The sequence below is a fragment of the uncultured Porphyromonas sp. genome (assembly GCF_938046015.1).
GTDB lineage: Bacteria > Bacteroidota > Bacteroidia > Bacteroidales > Porphyromonadaceae > Porphyromonas.
Genome location: NZ_CALIXW010000007.1, coordinates 38,121 through 60,060, shown reverse-complemented (window position 1 = coordinate 60,060; position 21,940 = coordinate 38,121). Strand labels below are relative to the sequence as shown.

15 protein-coding genes are annotated in these 21,940 nt (G+C 61.7%); 8 read left to right on the top strand and 7 right to left on the bottom strand.

The features are described from left to right. The first annotated feature begins 9 nt into the window (after positions 1–9). Positions 10–1,806, top strand: coding sequence for a hypothetical protein (locus Q0248_RS00985; protein ID WP_299318681.1), 1,797 nt, complete (start codon positions 10–12; stop codon positions 1,804–1,806). A 135-nt stretch (positions 1,807–1,941) separates the two neighbouring features. Here the strand turns inward: Q0248_RS00985 and tpx are convergent, their stop codons facing one another. The 3 genes from tpx to Q0248_RS00970 form a co-directional block, all read right to left on the bottom strand. Then, positions 1,942–2,448 (bottom strand): thiol peroxidase, encoded by a 507-nt coding sequence (tpx, locus tag Q0248_RS00980; RefSeq protein ID WP_299318679.1) that lies wholly within the window; start codon positions 2,446–2,448, stop codon positions 1,942–1,944. A gap of 212 nt (positions 2,449–2,660) precedes the next feature. After that, a complete protein-coding gene (locus tag Q0248_RS00975; protein ID WP_299318677.1) occupies positions 2,661–2,819 on the bottom strand; it encodes a hypothetical protein in 159 nt (52 codons plus the stop codon). Positions 2,820–2,842: 23 nt separating this feature from the next. Continuing rightward, entirely contained in the window at positions 2,843–4,135 is a 1,293-nt protein-coding gene (locus Q0248_RS00970) for a hypothetical protein (RefSeq protein ID WP_299318674.1), read from the bottom strand. Between the two features lie 735 nt (positions 4,136–4,870). Between Q0248_RS00970 and Q0248_RS00965 the strand changes: the two genes are divergently transcribed. The 7 genes from Q0248_RS00965 to Q0248_RS00935 all read left to right on the top strand — a co-directional run bounded on the left by Q0248_RS00965 (position 4,871) and on the right by Q0248_RS00935 (position 14,154). After that, the gene (locus Q0248_RS00965) at positions 4,871–6,490 is read left to right on the top strand and encodes a CTP synthase (protein ID WP_299318672.1); all 1,620 of its coding nucleotides are present in this window, start codon (positions 4,871–4,873) and stop codon (positions 6,488–6,490) included. Positions 6,491–6,594: 104 nt separating this feature from the next. Further along, positions 6,595–8,448 (top strand): membrane protein insertase YidC, encoded by a 1,854-nt coding sequence (yidC, locus tag Q0248_RS00960; RefSeq protein WP_299318670.1) that lies wholly within the window; start codon positions 6,595–6,597, stop codon positions 8,446–8,448. A gap of 146 nt (positions 8,449–8,594) precedes the next feature. Further along, complete coding sequence (locus Q0248_RS00955) at positions 8,595–10,484, top strand: amidophosphoribosyltransferase (protein WP_299318667.1); 1,890 nt, start codon at positions 8,595–8,597, stop codon at positions 10,482–10,484. Between the two features lie 60 nt (positions 10,485–10,544). Further along, positions 10,545–11,177 (top strand): NAD(P)H-dependent oxidoreductase, encoded by a 633-nt coding sequence (locus Q0248_RS00950; protein ID WP_299318665.1) that lies wholly within the window; start codon positions 10,545–10,547, stop codon positions 11,175–11,177. An 87-nt stretch (positions 11,178–11,264) separates the two neighbouring features. Then, positions 11,265–11,915: a pyridoxamine 5'-phosphate oxidase gene (gene pdxH / locus Q0248_RS00945; RefSeq protein ID WP_299318662.1), complete on the top strand. Its 651-nt coding sequence runs from the start codon at positions 11,265–11,267 to the stop codon at positions 11,913–11,915. Positions 11,916–11,998: 83 nt separating this feature from the next. Continuing rightward, positions 11,999–12,946, top strand: coding sequence for a tyrosine-type recombinase/integrase (locus Q0248_RS00940; protein ID WP_299318660.1), 948 nt, complete (start codon positions 11,999–12,001; stop codon positions 12,944–12,946). Between the two features lie 311 nt (positions 12,947–13,257). Next, positions 13,258–14,154: a lamin tail domain-containing protein gene (locus Q0248_RS00935; protein WP_299318657.1), complete on the top strand. Its 897-nt coding sequence runs from the start codon at positions 13,258–13,260 to the stop codon at positions 14,152–14,154. Between the two features lie 483 nt (positions 14,155–14,637). Here the strand turns inward: Q0248_RS00935 and Q0248_RS00930 are convergent, their stop codons facing one another. From Q0248_RS00930 to uvrA, 4 genes are all read right to left on the bottom strand, one after another. Beyond that, a complete protein-coding gene (locus Q0248_RS00930; protein ID WP_299318654.1) occupies positions 14,638–15,393 on the bottom strand; it encodes a succinate dehydrogenase/fumarate reductase iron-sulfur subunit in 756 nt (251 codons plus the stop codon). A 23-nt stretch (positions 15,394–15,416) separates the two neighbouring features. Then, positions 15,417–17,360, bottom strand: a complete 1,944-nt coding sequence (locus Q0248_RS00925) for a fumarate reductase/succinate dehydrogenase flavoprotein subunit (RefSeq protein ID WP_299318652.1) — start codon at positions 17,358–17,360, stop codon at positions 15,417–15,419. A gap of 38 nt (positions 17,361–17,398) precedes the next feature. Beyond that, complete coding sequence (locus Q0248_RS00920) at positions 17,399–18,103, bottom strand: succinate dehydrogenase/fumarate reductase cytochrome b subunit (RefSeq protein ID WP_299318649.1); 705 nt, start codon at positions 18,101–18,103, stop codon at positions 17,399–17,401. A 721-nt stretch (positions 18,104–18,824) separates the two neighbouring features. Continuing rightward, positions 18,825–21,725 (bottom strand): excinuclease ABC subunit UvrA, encoded by a 2,901-nt coding sequence (uvrA, locus tag Q0248_RS00915; RefSeq protein WP_299318647.1) that lies wholly within the window; start codon positions 21,723–21,725, stop codon positions 18,825–18,827. Between the last annotated feature and the right edge of the window lie 215 nt (positions 21,726–21,940).

Genomic DNA, 21,940 nt, shown 5'->3' with positions numbered 1-21,940 from the left:
ATGATGAGTATGAAGAAGCAGCATATCCTCCCCCTAGCCCTAATCCTCGGCGGCAGCGCTGCCCTCCCTCTGAGCGCACAGACAGAGAGCCCCAAGCGTGCCGACACCCTGCGCCGCGAGCTCACCGTCATGACGCAGGAGGAGCTGACCCTCTCCACGCGCCAGCCTCAAGACCTCTCGCTGAGCCTACCTGCGCCCCGCGTCAGCGAGCCCCGCTATAGCTATGAGGACAGAGGCCTCGGCGCTAACCTTCTGCTGAGCCCGCTGCGTGCGCTGGCCCCGATGCAGGGCGGCTTCGCCCGCTCCGAGCAGCGCGGCTACCTCACCGCCCGCGGCGGGGTCAGCACCACCCTACGCCTCGGGGCAGGCTACCGCATCCTCGCCCAGGAGCGCGATGAGCTGGACGTCCTCGGGCGCTTCGACTGGACGCAGGCACGCCTCGGCTACGACGTCCTCGCTGGTCAGGGGACAGCCCGCCAGCAGCAGTGGCTGCTCGGCGCCCGCTACCTCCACCGCTTCGACCTGCCTAGCCTCGAGCTCGGAGCCGAGCTCGGCCGCTACAAGACCAACTACTACGGACGCGCTACCTACGAGCAGAAGACGGCTCCCACGCAGAGCCCTCTCGGCTCCCAGGCCACTATCGAGGACCCCGAGCAGGCCACGCAGCACTTCCGCCTAAGCGCACGCCTGGCTACTCCCGAGATCGCCTCTGAGGACTGGCTCTACGACCTGGGCTTCAGCCTCGACTACGCCTCGACGAAGTACACCGAGGCCCTCGTACAGAGCTATAGCTACGAGGCCAGCGAACTCGCCCCACACCTCTCCCTGCAGCTCTCCCACAGGCTCTCCAGCACGGCGCGCCTCGGCATCTATGGGGCGCTCAGCTACTACCGCCCCAGCTACCAGCAGCTGAGCCAGCAGCAGGCGCTGCCCGATGCCTCGCGCTCTAGCCTCAGCGTCGCCCCCTACATCTCCTACGGCGACCTCTCGGGCGACTGGCGTTGGGACCTGCGTGGGGGCCTACGCCTCACCAACGGCAGTGATCCCTCGGGGGCGCAGCTCTACCTCTTCCCCAAGGTCGACGCCCGCCTTAGCTATGGCTCGGCCTTCAGCCTCCGCCTCGAGTCCGACGCCGAGCACCACGCTCAGCTCCGCGGGCAGCTCCTCAGCCGCGAGATGCCCTACCTCAGCCCCACCAGCTACCCCGAGCTGCTGGAGCGCCGCAGCTGGGTCAAGCTCTCGGCCAAGACGCTGCTCGAGGATCGCTTCGGCGCTGAGGCCTGGGTAGGCTACAGCTCACACCGCCATGCCGCGCAGTGGCGTCCGGTCTCCATGGTCAACGTCGTCCTACCTCAGGGAGCCACGGCTCCGCTCTCGCTGGGCTTCGTCCCCTACTATGCGGGTTATCAGACGCTAGCGATCGGGGCCGCACTGAGTTACCGCCACGAGGGGCTCTTCACCGCCTCGCTGGCTGCCGAGCATAAGGACTACCAGCAGGCAAGCGACCTCTTGACGGGGCGCCCCGAGTGGACGCTCTCCGCACTACTCGAGCTGCAGAGCATCCCCCGCACCCAGCTGCGTGCGGGCTATGAGTTCGCTACCGCCACGAGCAGCTACGACCTCGCGGGGCAGGTAGTGCGGCTCAAGCCCCTACACGTCCTGCATGGCGAGGCCGCCTACCGCGTCTCCTCGCGCCTCTCCCTGACGGCCGAGCTGCGCGCCCAGCTCCTGACGGGCGCCACCCAGTGGTACGGCTACCGACAGCAGCCACTCACGGCACTCCTGGGGCTGCAGTACCTCTTCTAGCAGCCGAGAGCTAAGGCTGTCACCTAGCACGACCAGCTAAGGCGCCCGCCTAATTAAGAAAGCAAAAGGCCAAGGGGCGGCACCACGATCGTGGTGCCGCCCCTTGGCCTTAATTAGAACGCACAGCGGGCGAACTTACTTCTTCAGTACAGCCAGCGCAGCCTCATAGTTGGGCTCCTCGGTGATCTCGGGGACGAGCTCCGTGTAGAGGACCTTGCCATCGGTGTCGATGACGACGACGGCACGGGCCAGCAGGCCGCGCAGCGGGCCATCCGTCTGCAGCAGGCCATAGCCGTCGGTGAAGCAGTTGCAGCGGAAGGTGGAGAGGGGCACGACCTTGTCTAGACCTTCAGCGCCACAGAAGCGCTTGAGGGCGAAGGGCAGATCCTTGGAGATGCAGAGGACGGCGGTATTCTCCAGCGCTGCAGCCTCGGCGTTGAAGCGGCGTACGCTGGCAGCGCAGACGCCCGTATCGATGCTAGGGAAGACGTTGAGCACGACGCGCTGACCACGCCAGTCCTCGAGGTGGACATCGCTGAGGTCGGCCTGCGTAGCGGCGAAGTTAGGGGCGAGGCTGCCCACGGCGGGGAGCTGACCGTTGAGGGTGACGGTGAGCTGATTCTTGAACGTTACTGTTGCCATATTCTATTTGTCTTAGGTGAGCTACTTAGCTGTGGGTAGAACAGCCCGTCCCCCGAGATAGTTCGCGCCCCGCAGCAGGTGGAGGGACGAGGGCGTCCCACACAGGGCGACAAGGCCAAGGACGGGTGTGGGCGGCTCCCTAAAGCAGGCGGGGCGCTACCCCCAGATGGAGGTAGCGCCCCGCGCTCTTTACTTTCTTCGTGTGGAGAGGACTACCAGCCTTGGCCTGGAGCGTAGGTGTTATCATCCCATTCCCCTGCATCCTCGATATCGTCAAGGATGCCTCCGACGGAGAAGTCCACGAGAAGACTAGGCTCACCCTGGAGCTTGAGGAGCTCGATCTCGGGCTGCGTATAGACTTGCTTCTTCATATCTCTTGCGTGTATCTTCATTACTAGTTAATCATGAACTTCTTCGTGACAAGGATCCCCTGATTCTTCAGCGCACGGACAGCTGCACTTACCGTCTTCTGCTCGGTAGAACCCGTCGTCTGATTGTAGAAGATCTCGAGGGTACCTGGGATCTGCTTGCGGCCCGTTACGGTGTTGACGAAGGGCAGGTAGACGATCTTCTTCATAGAAGCGACATTCCCCCCTCTGGGATCCTTACCCTCTAGACGGACAGATTCGTAGAACTTGATATCGTACTTCCCCGTAGTGGTAGCGGGAGTCACCATAGGAGGCGTATCTACTTCCCAGAAGGTATTCGTCTGGCCGTACTGATTCTTACGCGTGATCTTCTTCGCGGTAGGGGCAGAGAACTCAACCTTACCACCGCCGAATGTGCCGACACGTACACCACCGACATTGACGCCAGCCGTACCCCAGTTCTCTACCTCGACCTCGAGGAGGGCTCCGCGCATAGTGAGCTTGAGGTCATTTACCGTGAGGACATTATCGCGGGTGTCAGGGTTAGGATGACGGGCATCAGGAGCCTTGTCGAAGATGGTCTTGTCGAAAGCGAACTTCAGAGGATGATGCTCATAGAGAACACGGGTGACCTTTTCTCCAGCAATCTCGACAGTTTCGGTACCCTTACGCTCGCTCGTCGTACCGAAGATGATGCGGGTAGCACTGCGGTTAGGCCCGACAGACGTATAGTCTACAGCTTGACCGAGCTTGGTTTCCCAGCCACCGTGGGTATAGCTTATGCTACCCTCACCGATATTAAGGGAGGTATCTTCACCGCCATTAGGGTCAAGACCGACGAAGAGGCCTACGTAGACTCCAGAGTTAGTTGGATCTTGCTTGTAGGAGACCTTATCACCAGACTTGAACTGTTGGTTCGCACCGCGGACCTTAAACTTCCCCTGATCAAGGGCACCATAGTAGCGGAAGCGACTTACCGTCTTACCATTGCTGCTCGTAGCAGGGGTAACATCGATGAAGACACGCGAGAGGCTCATCCCCCCGAAGTCATCATAGATGCAGAGGATAGCAGGGAGGCGGCTATCGGTGAAATAAGGACTAATAATGCGCTTACCAGAGCTGGTTGTCCCTTCCGTCAGGATCAGGTCGCGCGCCGTCTGAGGATCGACCTCGGGCATCTCGATCTCACCGCTCAGGGCGATCTTGAGCGGCTGATCGCTGGAGCTAGGGCTTGGGGCTACAGGCTCATCGGTGGCCTTGGAGCAGGATCCAAATACCGCCAACAGAGCAAGCAATAGTAGGGGTCTTGTTGCTTTCATTGAATGATTGTTTAGTGACTAATGTAATCTTCTTTTTTTAGAGTACTTCCACGGACTCCATACGGCTTGCGCCAGTTGCCAGTTGCTTGGTAAAGCACGGTGAAGGATGAAGTCAGTTAGTAAGCACGCTCTCTAGGGCGCGAAGTTACGATAAATATTTTTAACAAGCAGCATCTTCCACGCATCAAACTTTTGCACCACACAAAACAGCCTCCGCCCAAGGCTCATTCGGGGCTGCAGTCCTAGGCTCCTGTGGACAGGCCTTCCAAAGGACAAGCTGCAGCCCTTAGCCTCTCGGCTCCACCTAAATCCTGCTATGTGGGAAGGAGGCGCGACACGTGTGAAGCGGAGCCGACAGCTAGGTGGGAGGGAGAAAAATAATATTATATCTCGAGGAATATTATATAATATCGGAGCAGAAGTTATATAACATTTGGTCAAAAATAATATCATATTCGTCGGGATATTATATAATAAACCGCGTCCCCCTTTAGGACACGCGGTGCTGCGAGCCCAGGCGGAGCATCGGAGCAGCTCATCCCTCAGCTCGGTGCGGGCGAGGGCAGAGCACGGGAAGCGCCTTATGAAGGCACGGCGGGCAAGGCCGCTCGGAGGGCTAGGACTCACGACAATGATGTATCTTTGTGGCGTATCTTGGGTAGATGATAGGTGAGCGAAGGCTCCCCGCAGCCCGCCCAAGCGACTACTCATTGTTATATATAGCGCATAACGGCAGTGGAAACAAAGTACATCTTCGTCACGGGAGGCGTCGTCTCCTCCCTGGGTAAAGGGATCGTAGCCGCCTCTCTGGGCAAGCTACTCCAGGCACGTGGCTACAGCGTCACGATACAGAAGTTTGACCCCTACATCAATATCGACCCAGGGACGCTCAACCCCTACGAGCACGGCGAATGCTACGTCACGGACGATGGACATGAGGCCGACCTCGACCTCGGGCACTACGAGCGCTTCCTCGATGTAGCCACCTCGCGCGCCAACAACATCACCACGGGACGCATCTACCAGAACGTCATCCGCAAGGAGCGTCAGGGCGACTACCTCGGCAAGACCGTACAGGTCATCCCCCACATCACCGACGAGATTAAGCGCAACGTCAAGCTGCTCGGCCTCAAGAAGCAGTACGACTTCGTCATCACCGAGATCGGTGGCACCGTCGGCGACATCGAGTCTCTACCCTTCCTAGAGAGCGTACGCCAGCTGAAGTGGGAGCTGGGGCAGAGCTGCCTCTGCCTGCACCTGACCTACGTGCCCTACATCGCTGCCGCAGGTGAGGTCAAGACCAAGCCCACCCAGCACTCCGTCAAGCAGCTGCAGGAGGTGGGTATCCAGCCCGACATCCTCGTGCTGCGCACCGAGCACAGCCTCGGCAGCGACATCCTGCGCAAGGTCGCGCTCTTCTGCAACGTCTCCCCCGAGAGCGTCGTGCAGAGCGTCGACGTCCCCACCATCTACCAGGTACCACTGGCCCTGCAGGCACAGCACCTCGACGAGATCGTACTGAAGAAGTGCGGCATCACCCCCGAGGAGTCCACGCCCGAGCTCAAGCCCTGGAAGCACTTCCTCTCCCTGCGCGAGCAGGCCACCGAGGAGGTACGCATCGGGCTCGTAGGTAAGTACGTGGAGCTACAGGACGCCTACAAGTCCATCGACGAATCCCTGCTGCAGGCAGCGACCTACAACGGGCGCAAGCTCCGCCTCATCTCCATCCACAGCGAGAAGGTGACGCCCGAGAACGTGGCCGAGCTGCTGGAGGGCCTCGACGGCGTCGTCATCGCCCCCGGCTTCGGTGCGCGCGGGGTGGAGGGCAAGTTCGTCGCCCTGCGCTACACGCGCGAGCATAATATCCCCACCCTCGGGATCTGCCTCGGCATGCAGTGCATGGTCATCGAGTACGCACGCAACGTACTCGGCTGGGCCGATGCCCACACCACGGAGATCGACCCCTCCTCGACGCACAAGGTCGTCGACCTGATGGAGGAGCAGAAGACGGTCTCCGAGCTCGGCGGCTCTATGCGCCTCGGCGGCTACGACTGCGTCCTACGCCCTGGGTCGAAGATCGCTGCGGCCTACGGCAAGGAGTTCGTCCGTGAGCGCCACCGCCACCGCTTCGAGTTCAACAGCCAGTACCGCGAGGACTTCGAGCGTGCGGGCATGCTCTGCGCTGGGGAGAACCCCGACACGGGGCTCGTCGAGACGGTCGAGCTCCCCGAGCATCGCTGGTACGTCGGCGTGCAGTACCACCCCGAGTACAGCAGCACGGTGCTGCACCCCAGTCCCCTCTTCATGAGCTTCGTCCGCGCAGCCATCGACTACCACACGGAGGTCTTAGGCTAGGGACGCGAACAAAGGAGCCGACAAACGGCTTTAGATAGTATTAGTGCTACAGCACGCCGCCCCCTCGATCGTCGGGGCGGTGGCTGCAGGCCTTAGTTAGATTAATGGATAGAAATACACTGATCGGAGCCCTCCTCATCGGGCTTGTCCTCATCGGCTTCACCTGGCTCCAGCAGCCCACGCCGGAGCAGATCGCCGAGCGTCAGCGCAGCGAGCAGGCCACGGCCAAGAAGCCCGCACAGCCCGCCGCCCACCAGCAGCAGGCCCTCGCCACGACGAGTGCTGACAGCACCAGCGTGCGCCCCCCCTACCTCACGCCCCAGCCTGAGCAGCTCGTAGAGCTACGCAATGCACTGCTCTCGGTCAAGCTCTCCACCAAGGGAGCCGCCCCCATAGAGGCTACGCTAGCCAAGTATAAGGACCAGGCCAAGAAGCCCGTGCAGCTCTTCCGTAAGGGCGACGCGCGCCTCAACCTCCCCCTACGCACGCTGTCGAATACGATCGTCAACACAGCCGACGCCTCCTTCGAGCTCGTCAGCCACAGCGACAGCAGCGCCGTGCTGCGTATGCGCATCGACTCGACCGCCTACCTTGACTACATCTATACGCTAGCTAAGGACGACTACCGCCTCTCGCTGCGCCTCGAGGGCAAGGCTCTCCATCACCTCCTGCCTGCCAACATGACGATGCAGGAGCTCGAGTGGTCGCAGCGTATGCCCCAGCAGGAGCAGTCGTGGAAGTTCGAGGGTCAGTACAGCGGTATCTACTACCACTTCCCTAAGGGAGACGTAGAGCGCCTAGAGACCAGCAGCGAGGAGCACCAGGAGGTACAGCAGCGCCTGCAGTGGGTAGCCTTCAAGGACAAGTACTTCAGCAGCGTGCTCATCCAGCAGCAGGGCGGCCTCGAGGGCAACCAGCTGACGCTACAGGCTGAGGCCGAGGGCTCGGGCTACGTGCGCCGCGCACAGCTCCAGACCTCCATCCCCTTCAGCCTCCGCAACAGCGAGCCTACCGCTCCCCTTACCTTCTTCTTCGGCCCCAACGACTACGAGCTCCTCAAGGGCTACGATGCTGGTGCCGTCGAAGGCGAGGAGCTCCAGCTGGATCACCTCGTCTACCTCGGGATCAGCCTCTTCCGCTGGATCAATCAGTACATGATCATCCCGCTGGTGACCTTCCTCTCCCGCTATCTATCGAACTGGGGCCTCATCATCTTCCTGATGACGCTCGCCATCAAGCTGCTCCTCTGGCCCTTCACCAACAAGAGCTACCTCTCGCAGGCCAAGATGCGCGTCCTACGCCCACAGATCGAGTCCATCAATGCCAAGTACCCCGGCAAGGAGCAGGAGGCCATGATGAAGCGCCAGACGGAGACGATGAACCTCTACCGCTCGGCCGGAGCCAGCCCCATGAGTGGCTGCCTGCCGATGCTGCTACAGATGCCCTTCCTCATCGCGCTCTACATGTACTTCCCTACATCCATCCTGCTGCGCGGCCAGGGCTTCCTCTGGGCGGATGACCTCTCCACCTACGACGCCATCGTATCGTGGAATGCCAACATCCCCATCATCTCCTCCTTCCTCGGCAACCACCTCAGCCTCTTCTGTCTGCTGATGACCGTGACCAACGTCGTCTATACCCGCTATACGATGACGCAGTCCCCGACCTCGGGCGAGGGTATGGCCGGGATGCAGATGATGCCCTACATCATGAGCATCATGTTCTTCTTCATGTTCAACCAGAACGCCTCGGCGCTGAGCTACTACTACTTCGTCTCCACGCTCATCACCATCGCGCAGTACTTCGCCTTCCGCTGGACACTCAACGAGGACAAGCTCCTGGCGCAGCTGGAGGAGAACAAGAAGAAGCCTCGCAAGAAGAGCAAGTGGATGCAGCGCCTCGAGGAGGCACAGCGCCTACAGCAGGAGCAGCAGCGCAAGGCACAGCGCAAGCGCTAGCCTTCCTCAAGGACAAGACAGACACCTCAATCCCTAGATAAGCCCAATGACAGCAAGCGGCACGCTACTCCAGCCCTACCGAGGGCGAGCAGCTGCCGCTTGCTGACCTAAACACTAAGAGACAAGCGCCAAAGGACAGACCGACGATGGAACCGCTCAAGCATGAATGTGGCGTAGCCATGATACGCCTTCGCAAGCCCCTCTCCTACTATCAGGAGAAGTACGGCACCTGGATGTATGGACTCAACAAGCTGTATCTCCTGATGGAGAAGCAGCACAATCGAGGGCAGGAGGGTGCAGGCCTCGCCGTGGTCAAGCTCGGCACCCAGCCCGGTGAGGAGTACCTCTTCCGTGAGCGCGCCGAGGGCACAGGAGCCATCCAGGAGATCTTCGACACCGTGCACAGCACACTCGGAGCCGTTCCCCGCGAGCAGCTCACTGACCCCATCTACGCCGAGGAGCGCCTCCCCTATGCTGGCAACTGCATGATGGGACACCTGCGCTACAGCACCACGGGCAAGAGCGGCCTGACCTTCGTCCATCCCATGATCCGCCGCAATAACTGGCGGGCCAAGTGCTTGACGATCTGCGGTAACTTCAACCTCACCAACGTCTCACAGATCTTCGACGCCATCACCTCCGTAGGCCAGCACCCGCGTCACGTCTCCGACATGCACATCCTGCTGGAGCAGATCGGGCACCGCCTCGACCGCGAGGTAGAGCGTCTCTTCGTCCAGAGCCGTACCTTCGGCCTCGAGGGCATGGACATCACTCACTACATCGAGGAGCGTATCGACATGGCGAACGTCCTGCGCCAGTGCGCCCCGCTATGGGACGGAGGCTTCGTCATGTGCGGGCAGACAGGCAGCGGCGAGAGCTATGCCATGCGCGACCCCTGGGGCATACGCCCCGCCTTCTACTATATAGATGAGGAGATCGTCGTGCTGGCGTCCGAGCGCCCCGTCATCCAGACGGTGATGAATATCGCCAGCGAGCAGGTCCAGGAGCTGCTGCCCGGGCAGGCGCTCCTGGTGAATCGCCAGGCCGAGGTACGTCTCGAGCAGATCGTCCCCCCACGGCAGCAGCAGGCCTGCTCCTTCGAGCGCATCTACTTCTCCCGCGGCAGTGATAAGGACATCTACCAGGAGCGTAAGGCCCTCGGCCGCCTGCTCACACCCGCCATCCTCCGCGCCCTGGACGGAGACCTCGAGCACGCGGTCTTCTCCTTCATCCCCAACACCGCCGAGGTCGCCTACTACGGCATGCTCGAGGGACTCAACGCCCACCTCAACGAGGAGAAGCTACGCCTGCTGCAGTCAGGCCGTCAGCTGAGCACCGAGGAGCTACGTCAGATCCTAGCCCTGAGCATCCGCAGCGAGAAGGTCGCGATCAAGGACATCAAGCTCCGCACCTTCATCTCCGAGGGCAAGAGCCGCAATGAGCTCGCCGCCCACGTCTACGACATCACCTACGGCACGGTACGCCCTGGCCTCGATAGCCTCGTGGTCATCGACGACAGCATCGTCCGTGGGACGACCCTGCGCCAAAGCATCATCGGCATCCTCGACCGCCTCTCCCCACGCAAGATCGTCATCGTCTCCAGCTGCCCGCAGGTACGTTACCCCGACTACTACGGCATTGACATGAGCAAGATGAAGGAGTTCATCGCCTTTCGCGCCGCCATCGCCTTGATCAAGGAGCGCGGTATGGAGGCCCTCATCGAGCAGCAGTACCAGCGTGCCCTCGAGCTGCGCCAGCGCCCCGAGACGGAGGAGGTAGAGAATGTCGTCAAGACGATCTACGCCCCCTTCAGCCCCGAGGAGATCTCGGCCAAGATGGTCGAGCTCCTGCGCCCCGAAGACACTCGTGCCGAGGTCGAGCTGATCTTCCAGAGCCTCGAGGGGCTGCATGAGGCCATCCCGCACCATCACGGCGACTGGTACTTCAGCGGCGATTACCCCACCCCTGGCGGCTCCCATCTGGTGAACAAGGCCTTCATCGACTACGTCGAGCAGGACCACCCCCAGCACCTCTAGCCCGCCCCGACCGCGGCCTCTTCCCTAGACTACATCATCCATCATTAAATACAGTAGACTATGTCACTTATCGAAGACCTACACTGGCGGCACGCCGTCAAGGCATACGACCCCACGAAGAAGCTCTCCCAGGAGGATCTGATGAAGATCGTCGAGGCCGCACGCCTCGCCCCCACCTCCTCGGGGCTGCAGCAGTTCCGCCTCATCGTCGTCGGCGACCAGGACCTCAAGGAGAAGATGGTCGCAGGCGCCCTCAACCCCGACTGCATGCGTGAGTGCTCCCACGTCATCGTCTTCGCCGCCTGGGACGAATACACGCCCGAGCGCATCGACGCCATCTATGACCTGACGACCGACGAGCGCGGGCTGGTGCGCGGACGCTTCAAGCGCTACACAGACATGCTCAAGGAGAAGTTCGGCGAGATGGACAAGGAGGAGCAGTACCAGCACGCTGCGAACCAGGCCTACATCGCCCTGGGGATGGCGCTGGCACAGGCTGCAGAGCTCCGCATCGATAGCACGCCCATCGGCGGCTTCGACCCCAAGCTCGTCGATGAGCTGCTTGACCTGCCCTCCAAGGGCCTACGCAGCGTCTGCCTCCTCTACCTAGGCTACGCTGATCCCGAGCGCGACTGGCTGGGCCAGATGAAGAAGGTGCGCAACTCTATGGAGGAGTTCGCCACCTTCATCTAATAGCGACCAGCATAGGCAGGGGATAGCACCGAGCGCTCGGTGCTATCCCCTGCTTGCTTTGCTCCCCTACCTAGACCAAGGACAGACATGAACGAAGATCTTCACCTCGAGCATATCCGACGCGAGTACTCCAGCCGCAGCCTGAGCCGCAGCGAGCTCCCCGCCGAGCCCCTCCCCATGGTAGAGCGCTGGCTACACGAGGCCATAGAGAGCCGCGTCTACGAGCCTACGGCCATGCTCGTGGGCACAGCGAGCCCCGAGGGCCAGCCCAGTATACGCACCGTCCTGCTGAAGGAAGTCCTCGGCGGACGCTTCGTCTTCTACACCGGCTACGAGAGCCGCAAGGGGCAACAGATCGCCGCCAACCCACGCGTAGCGCTGACCTTCCTCTGGCACGAGCTAGAGCGTCAGATCCACGTCGAGGGCACGATCGAGCGCCTCCCTGCCGCCGAGAGCGACGCCTACTTCGCGATGCGCCCCTACAAGAGCCGTATCGGCGCGCGCATCTCCCCACAGAGCCAGCCTATCCCCTCGCGCGAGTGGATCATGATGCGCTTTGCTGCCGAGAGCCTCAAGTTCGTCGGCCGCGAGGTGCCCCGCCCCGAGAGCTGGGGAGGCTATGCCGTGACGCCCCACCGCATCGAGCTCTGGCAGGGACGCGACAGCCGCCTGCACGACCGCTTCGTCTACGAGTTGCAGGAGGATGGCAGCTGGAGCCTCACCCGCGTCGCCCCCTAGCTGCGCGAAGGCTTAGGCTTGGACGAAGCGCCCTGCCTTGGCCGCCCTTCGTCCCTCGCCTACCCTTTTCCCCGACCCCTCCGATGAGTACCGAGCCCGATCTCTTCCAGCGCTTCGAGGACTACCTGCGCTACGAGCTGGACGCCTCCCCCAGGACGGTGTCCAGCTACAGCCGTGACCTGGAGCGCTACCGCCGCTATGCCGAGGAGTGCCTTTCCGAGCCCTTCACCCCGAGCGAGGGCGACCTCGACCTGGTGCGCGGCTGGCTTTCCTCCAGCCTCGATGCAGGGGTCAAGGCCTCCTCCGTGGGCAAATACCTCTCCTCGGTGAAGAGCTTCTACCGCTACTTGCTCAAGCTCGGCATCATACGCCGAAGCCCCATCCAGCAGCTGCGCCCCCCGAAGGCCGACAAACCCCTCCCCGTCTACGTCCCCACCGAGGAGCTCAACCGCCTCATCGACGAGCCTCAAGAGCAGACCGAGGACTGGCAGGCCGTACGCGACCGCCTGATCCTGGCGATGCTCTACGAGTGCGGGCTGCGACGCAGCGAACTGGCAGGCCTCGCCGACAGCGATGTCGACACCCGACAGCGTCAGCTCAAGGTGCTGGGTAAGGGGCGCAAGGAGCGTATCGTACCCTTCGGCGAGCAGCTGGCGGAGGCCATCGAGCACTGGCGGCGCGAGCGCACCCAGATCTTCGGCCACAGCCCGCACTTCCTCCTCTCCTCGCGGGGCAAGCCCCTCTCCGACGGCGCCATCTACCGCGTGGTGCACGCCACCCTAAGCGAGGTGCCGAAGCTCACCCGTCGCGGAGCCCACGCCCTGCGCCACTCCTTCGCCACCGACATGCTCAACGCTGGGGGCGACCTCACGCTGCTACGCGAACTGATGGGGCACAACTCCGTCTCCACCACCGTCCGCTACACGCATACCTCCTTCGAGCAGCTGCGCAAGCTCTACGCCGCCCACCCCCGAGCCTCAAGTCCGCCCAAGGACGCCGCACCCGAGGACGCCCCGACCAAGGAGGACTAAGGCGTCCGCGCCTTGCTCCTCGAGCCTCGTTAGGGCATCTCGCCGCGAGCCCTAGCAGCATCCAAGCTGACCGCCAATACCTTCCTCATCACCTCCCTTACCTTGATCTAGGCGAAGGGCGCCCTCTTCTCAGCAAAAGGCCACCACAAGGGGGAGGCCCTCTGAGGGATATCAGTCACGAGACTGAGGGACGTCCCTCACACGCCTGAGAGCTATCAGTCAGCCCGCTGAGGGATATCCCTCGCGTAGCTTGCAGCAGGCACATAGCTTGCTCGACCTTACCTCTGACCTACTGCTTTACCTTCTATCACATGACCCACACCATGCACGCCCGCAGTCTCCTCCTTAGCCTCGGGCTCGCCCTCCCCCAACTCGCCCTAGCGCATCCCCTACTCAGCGAAGTGATGGCCGCACCCAGCCCCGCGAGCGCCGAGTACGTCGAGCTCTACAACCCGAGCGATCAGCCCTGCCCGATCGGGGACTACTTACTCGCCGTCGGCAAGGAGGAGACGCGCGTCCAGGGCGTCCGTCTCCCCGACGTCAAGCTCCCGCCACACAGCTACATCGTCCTCTGCGCCGAGCCCCAGCGCCTCACCGAGCGCTATCCTCGCCTCGCGCCAGACCAAGTCCTCCGCCTTGCCCTGCCGCGCCTAGTCAATAGTCGGGGTGTCGTCGCGCTGATCAAGGAGGGCGAGGAACTCGTGGTGGATAAGTTTGCCTACGACAACAGCAGCCTCCCGCGAGGGCTCAAGACGAAGAAGGATGTCGCCTGGGAGCGGGTCGATCTTAGCGCCCCCTGGGAGTCGGCGCAGTGGCTCCCCGCGCTGGCCGCAGCAGGCTATGCCAGCCCTGGACAGCCCAATAGTGTCAGCCTCCAGCGCCAGCAGCAGCCCAAGCCCCCCAGTACGGGAGGTCGGGGCGAACTAGAGGCCGAGACGGAGGAGCGTAGTCCACGGGCACTCCGCAGCTGGCTGGAGCAGCACCCCGCGGCCCGCTGCAGCTGGATCGTCTACGAGCTCACGGGGCAAACGATCCATCAGGGCGAGAGCAGCGGAAGCCACGCTTGGCTGGACGTCCTCTGCACCGAGCCACGGAGCTTCTTCGACCGCCTCGGCCTCCCCGCGGGTAGCTCCTACCTCCTCTCCATCCGATGCGAAGAGTCGGGCACCGAGCTTCTCGCCTACGCCTTCCTCATCTCCCGCCCCTAGCACGCTCCTCGCTCGGCCTTCTTGCCCCTTCCGCTCCTGCACACTCCCCCTTAATTCAGCACGCACGGCCAACTTAACCCGCCTTCCTTTCCACCCGTTACGAAGCTGCATCCCCAGCTGCGAGCGAGCCAAGGCTTCCATTTCGTGACGACCAAGGCTACCATTATTCCTTAGCACCTACCCTAGTGCAAGGAGTAAGTCCAGCCTTAGGCCACAAACTCACCCAGCCTCGGGACGAGCAGCCCAACACCTTATATCCGAAGATCACCCAGCCGCAGCAGGTACAGCAGCACCCCTTAGCCTCGACATTCACCTCCTCCCCTTCCACCCTTTTCCACTGCCCCACTACGACAAGTCTCGAGGAGCGAGCTCGCTCCCCGAGGCACAAAAAAGAACCGCGCCTGCAGCCATCGGAGATGGTCGCAGGCGCGGCTGGTATTGGGAGGCAGCACTAGCCGCACAGGCGGCGCATGCTACGTCGGACTAGTCCTTGAACTTAGCGGAGAGGAACTCGCGGTTGAGGCGCGCGATGTTCGAGATAGAGATGTTCTTGGGGCACTCTACCTCGCAGGCACGGGTGTTGGTACAGTTCCCGAAGCCCAGTTCGTCCATCTTCGCGACCATCGCCTTAGCACGGCGAGCAGCTTCGACACGACCCTGAGGCAGGAGTGCGAGCTGGCTGACCTTCGCCGAGACGAAGAGCATAGCCGAGCCGTTCTTACATGCCGCAGCGCAGGCGCCACAGCCGATGCAGGCAGCAGCGTCCATAGCCATATCAGCATCCGCCTTGGGGATGGCGATCGCGTTGGCGTCAGGCACACCACCCGTATTGACCGATACGAAGCCCCCCGCCTGGATGATCTTGTCGTAGGCCGAGCGGTCTACCATAAGGTCACGGATGATGGGGAAGCCCGCCGAGCGCCAAGGCTCGATGGTGATCGTGTCCCCTTCGTCGAAGCGACGCATGTGGAGCTGGCAAGTCGTGATGCTATCATCGGGCCCGTGGGGGTGCCCATTGATGTAGAGCGAGCACATACCGCAGATCCCTTCACGGCAGTCGTGGTCGAAGACGACGGGCTCCTTGCCCTCGCGTACCAGCTGCTCATTGAGGATGTCGAGCATCTCTAGGAACGAGCTGCCCTGGGATATATTCTTGAGGTCATACAGCTCAAACGCACCCTTTGCCTCGGGACCGCGCTGGCGCCAGACCTTTACCTTGATATTGATATTCTTGTCCATTGTACCGATTGAGTGGCTTGGGGTTAGTTCTTGTAGTTACGCTGCTGACGGACGACGAACTCGTAGTCCAGAGGCTCCTTGAGGAGGACGGGATCCTGATCCTCGCCCTGGTATTCCCAGCAGGAGACGTAGGCGAACTGGTCATCGTGACGCAGAGCCTCGCCCTCAGGCGTCTGGTGCTCGAGGCGGAAGTGACCACCGCAGCTCTCCTCACGGTCGTGAGCGTCGCGGGCCATCAGTTCGCCGATCTCGATGAAGTCAGCCAGTCGCAGTGCCTTCTCCAGTTCGACGTTGAGGTCATCAGCCTTACCGGGGATGCGCACGTCGCTCCAGAACTCCTTCTTCAGCTCCTTGAGCGCTACGATTGCCTTCTCTAGGCCTTCGCGCTCACGACCCATGCCGACGAAGTCCCACATGATGTGGCCGAGCTTCTTGTGCAGGCTGTCGACAGACTGTGAGCCCTTGATGCTCATCAGGCGAGCGATGCGGTCCTGGATGCCCTTCTCTGCCTCGTCGAACTCTGGACGGTCCGTGCTGAAGCGGGGAACCTGGATCTGGTCCGCCAGATAGTTCTGGATCGTGTACGGCAGGACGAAGTAGCCGTCAGCCAGACCCTGCATCAGTGCCGAAGCCCCGAGGCGGTTGGCACCGTGGTCAGAGAAGTTGGCCTCCCCGATAGCGAAGAGCCCGGGCACGGAGGTCATCAGCTCGTAGTCTACCCAGATACCGCCCATGGTGTAGTGGATGGCAGGGTAGATCATCATCGGCGTCTCGTAGGGATTGTCGTTGGTGATCTTCTCGTACATCTGGAAGAGGTTACCATAGCGGGCCTCTACGACGTCCTTACCCAGGCGCTGGATGGCGGAGGAGAAGTCGAGGAAGACGGCTAGGCCGGTGTTGTTGACCCCATAGCCAGCGTCGCAGCGCTCCTTGGCCGCGCGGCTCGCCACGTCACGAGGCACGAGATTCCCGAAGGCAGGGTAGCGGCGCTCGAGGTAGTAGTCACGATCCTCTTCCTTGATCTCGGTGGGGCGGAGCGTACCTGCCTGCAACTTCTTGGCATCCTCGATATTCTTGGGTACCCAGATGCGGCCGTCGTTACGCAGCGACTCGGACATCAGCGTCAGCTTGGACTGGAACTCTCCGTGTACGGGGATGCAGGTCGGGTGGATCTGGGCCATACAGGGGTTCGCGAAGTAGGCGCCCTTCTTGTAGCACTGCCAGGCAGCCGAGCCGTTGGAGGCCATAGCGTTCGTCGAGAGGAAGAAGGCATTACCGTAGCCGCCCGTACCGATGACGACGGCGTGTGCTGCGAAGCGCTCGATCTTACCCGTCACGAGGTTACGGGCAATGATCCCTCGGGCACGTCCGTCGATGATGACGACGTCGAGCATCTCGTGGCGCGTGTAGAGCTTGACCGAGCCCTTGCCGACCTGACGGCTAAGGGCGGAGTAAGCGCCGAGCAGCAGCTGCTGTCCCGTCTGACCGCGGGCATAGAAGGTACGTGATACCTGAGCACCCCCGAAGGAACGGTTATCCAGGAGACCGCCGTACTCACGAGCGAAGGGTACGCCCTGTGCTACGCACTGGTCGATGATATTATTAGCAACCTCTGCCAGGCGGTAGACGTTGGCCTCACGAGCACGGTAGTCCCCCCCCTTGATCGTATCGTAGAAGAGGCGGTAGACCGAGTCCCCGTCATTCTGATAGTTCTTAGCAGCGTTGATCCCCCCCTGTGCAGCGATGGAGTGCGCACGACGGGGCGAGTCCTGGATGCAGAAGTTCAGCACGTTGAAGCCCATCTCTGCCAGCGATGCGGCAGCCGATGCACCAGCGAGCCCGGTACCGACGACGATGATGTCGAGGCGGCGCTTGTTGGCGGGGTTGACGAGCTTCTGATGGTCTTTATAATTTGTCCACTTGTCAGCTAATGGGCCGGCAGGGATCTTGGAATCTATCTTAGACATATGCTATATATAGGTACTGGAGTGGATAACTACAGGCATTAGAAGGGGCAGACCCCACCGCAGAGACTCTGCAGGTAGTACCATACGACCACGACTGCGAAGCCGAGGACGATGATCGTCGTGTAGACATTGGAGATGCAACGCAGGCGCTCGAACCAGATCTTGTTATCGAAGCCGATGGTGTGCAGCGAGCTCCAGAAGCCATGCGAGAGGTGGAACCACAGAGCACCCAGCCATACGAGGTAGAGGACTACGAAGATAGGATTAGAGAAGGTATAGCGGATAAGGCCAGCACCGTCGGTAGGCCCGCTGACGCCCGCGATCCCGAGGTCATGCTGCCCGAGGAGCTCTGCCAGCTGCATCTTCGCCCAGAAGTTGAAGAGGTGCAGCAGGAGCCCGAGGACGACGACGACACCGAGTACCATCATGTTCTGCGAGGCCCACTCGACGCCCTTAGGCTTGTCGATGACGGCGTAGCGGTCGTTGCCACGTGCCTTGAGGTTTTGCAGCGTCAGGATGAAGGCATAGACGATGTGCACGACGAAGAGTGCGGCCAGCCCCATTGAGGCTACCAGTGCGTACCAGTTAGCTCCGAGGAATTCACATACCGCGTTATAGCCCTCCTCGCTGAAGAGAGCTACCAGATTCATCGACATGTGGAAGGTCAGGAACAGGATCAGCGCAAGTCCTGAGATACTCATCACGAGCTTACGGCCGATCGAGGATTTGATTAACCACGACATAGAGTTTCTTATTAGTTTGATTCTACTTAGTTTATGACCTTGTCGGCAGGCGCTATAGAGCCGAGGTGCAGTAGGCTCCGTGGTATCCCCTAAGCAGAGCCTAGGCGCTAGGCAGTGCCTTGCCGCTACAAAGATAACTCAATTAGGTATATGAAGCACCATTATTGGCGAAAAAAAGGCGTAATCGTCCCAACACAGCTCCCTACAAGTAGGTATAGAATAGCCACAACCAAGAGGAAGATCCCTTTTCTATACCTATATATAGCTAGCTACATAGGTGTAGCAGCGCACCCCGAGGAGGCTCGGCAGGCCGAGCAAGGGTAAAGCTGAGCTAGGGCAGCAGCCTCACGGAGACTGCCGAGCGCGCGGAGGGAGCTTGCCGAGGGATAAGGGGAAGGCTACCAAGCGCAAGGAGGGAGGCAGCCCCGAGCTAAGGCGCGGCACGCTCCGAGCCTAGGGAGAGGGAGCTAAGTGATATAAGATGCGGAAGAAAATAATATAAGAAGTCACAGAAAATGATATAAGATCTAGCGAAAACTAATATAAGATTCGGGGAAATATACTATAAGAAAACTCACCCCACCTATCGACATAAGACAGCTAAGCCCTATAGGGGCGTCCCACACGCTGAGCCTCAGCGCGGACGCCCTTATAGGGCTTGTTTTTTTGGATAACTACTCCCCAGCGGACGAGCACTACACCCCAGCGGGGCAGCGCCGCCTTAGCGAGCCTTCAGCACGCTACCTGTCGCCTCCAGCAGCGGACGGAGGTAGCGTCCCGTAGCCGAGTCGGGATGGGCGGCCAGCTCCTCGGGCGTCCCCTCGGCCACGATGTAGCCACCACCCTTACCCCCCTCGGGGCCGAGATCGATGACCCAGTCTGCAGCCTTTATGACCTCGAGGTTGTGCTCGACCACGATCACCGAGTGCCCCTGGTCGACCAGTGCCTCCAGCGAGCCCAGCAGCGTGCGTATATCGTGGAAGTGCAGGCCCGTGGTCGGCTCGTCGAAGATGAAGAGCGTCGGCAACTTCTTCCCCTTACCGAGGTAGTAGGCGAGCTTGACACGCTGGTTCTCCCCGCCCGAGAGCGTGGAGCCCGACTGCCCGAGCTTGATGTAGCCGAGGCCTACGCGCTGCAGCGGACGCAGCTGATTGATGATGCGATCCGAGAGAGGGGACTGTTCACGGTGCTCGGCGAAGAAGTCCACGGCCTCGTCGACGCTCAGCTCCAGCAGCTGGGAGATATTCGTCCCGCAGTACTCGACCTCGAGGAGCTCCTTGCGGAAGCGCTTGCCGCCGCAAGCCTCGCAGGTGAGGTGAATATCGGCCATGAACTGCATCTCGATGGTGATCTCACCAGCGCCCTGACAGGTCTCGCAGCGTCCGCCTTCCTTATTGAAGCTGAAGTAATAGGGCTTGTAGCCCATCTGCTTGGACAGGGGGAGGCCCGCGTAGAGGTCACGTATGGTGTCGAAGGCACCGACGTAGGTCACGGGATTGGAGCGGGAGCTGCGGCCGATGTTGTTCTGGTCCACGTACTCCACCTGCTCGATCTCGCGCCAGTCGCCCGTGATGGAGGTGAGCTCGAGCTCCGTCATGGGCTCGCGTCCTAGCTTGCGGCTGACGCCCTCGTAGAAGAGGTCACGCACCAGCGTACTCTTGCCCGAGCCACTGACGCCACTGACCACGGTGAGCGTATGCAGAGGGAAGCGCACATCCACCTCCTTGAGGTTGTGCCGACGGGCGCCCTTGACCTCGAGGAAGCTCGTCCAGCCGCGGCGCACGCTGGGCAGAGGGATCTGCTCGCGCCCCGTGAGGTAGGCCGCCGTGTAGCCAGGCGTCTCGCGCGTGATGGCCGAGGCATCGCCTGCGTAGACGACCTGGCCGCCGTGGATACCCGCATCGGGGCCTATGTCCACGATGTAGTCGGCGGCGCGCATCATCTCCTCATCGTGCTCGACGACGACCACCGTATTCCCCAGGTCACGCAGACGCTTGACGACGCGTATCAGCCGCTCGGTGTCGCGCTGGTGCAGGCCTATGCTGGGCTCGTCGAGCACGTAGAGCGAGCCGACGAGGCTACTGCCGAGCTGGGTCGCGAGGGTCACGCGCTGGCTCTCCCCGCCCGAGAGACTATTGGAGAGGCGGTCTAGGGTGAGGTACCCGAGGCCTACCTCGTCGAGGAAGCCGAGGCGGGAGCGTATCTCGTGCAGGAGGCGCTTGGCGATGAGCTGATCCGCGGGACTTAGCTCCAGCTCATCGAAGAAGCGCCGTGCCTCCCAGAGGGTCAGGCTGACGACCTCGGCGATGTTCTTCCCGCCCACCTGCACGCAGAGGGCATCGGGCTTGAGGCGTCCACCGTGGCAGCTCGGGCATACCGTCTTGCCCGTGAAGTGGGCGATGCGGACGCGGTTCTGGATCTTGTGCAGCTGGCTACGCAGGGCAGCGAAGTAGGGGTTGATCCCTACGGGGCCGTACTGCTTACTCGGCAGGCCCTCCCACAGCTGCTCACGCTGCCGAGCCGTGAGGTCCTTGTAGGGCTTGTGAATGGGGAAGCCCTCCTGATCCGATAGACTGATGAAGAAGTTCTTCCACTCCGAGGAGACCATACCCCGCCAGCAGGCTACGGCATCCTCGTAGACCGAGAGTGTGGGATCGGGGATCACCAGGCGCTCATCGATGCCGACGACCATGCCGAAGCCCTCACACTCGGGGCAGGCACCTATGGGATTATTGAAGCTGAACATCTCGGGGCTCGGCTCCTGGAAGACGCGCCCGTCGGCCTCGAAGACATTGCTAAAGGGCACCAGCACGGCCTCCTGGCGCTCGCCGCCCTCCATACGCTCTACGGCGAGGCTACAGCTACCGCGTCCCTCGAAGAAGGCCGTCTCTACCGACTCCCCGAGGCGGTCCACCGCACTGAGGTCATCCCCCACGGCGAGGCGGTCGATGAGCAGCCAGCAGTTCTTGGCCTCCTTGTCGGGCCATACGAGCGCCTCGTCGATGGGCACGACGCCCTGATCACTGCGCCACAGACGGCTGTAGCCCTGCTGCAGCTGGATCTCGAGGTGGGCGGCGAGCTTACGCCCCTTCGGCAGGATGAGCGGCGTGATGAGGTAGACACGGCTCCCCACGGGCAGCTGACGAATGTAGCCCAGCACATCGGGGACGGTATGCTTACGCACCTCCTGCCCCGAGATCGGGGAGATGGTCTTCCCCACACGCGCCCAGAGGAGGCGCATATACTCGTAGATCTCGGTCGAGGTCGCTACGGTGGAGCGGGGATTGCGGCTGACGACACGCTGCTCGATGGCGATGGCTGGCGGCAGCCCACGGATCCAGTCGGCCTCGGGCTTAGCCATGCGGCCGACGAACTGGCGGGCGTAGCTCGAGAGGCTCTCCACATAGCGGCGCTGCCCCTCGGCATAGAGCGTGTCGAAGGCCAGCGAACTCTTGCCCGAGCCGCTAACCCCGGTGACGACGACGAGCTTGCCGCGGGGGATCTCGAGGTCTATATTCTTGAGGTTATTGACACGTACGTGGTGAAGGAGGATGCTGGTGCTCGTATCCTGGCGGTCGCCGCTCAGGGCAGCCTGCTTGCTGCTGGGGGTAGTCTTTGCCATTGGGTCGTCTATCGTGCTGCGCTAGGGAGGATTCAAGCAATCTGGCGCATGGGGCAAAAATACGAAAAGTCCCCCACTGCACCTTGCTGCGGCTGACTCTCGAGCCTCATCCTGCCCCTCAGCTTGGCCGCCAAGGCCGCTCCCGTAGGCCTCACCCCAGGGGCGCACCTCCCCTCCCCGAGGGCGCAGCGAGCGGGGCACCCTATCCGAGCCGT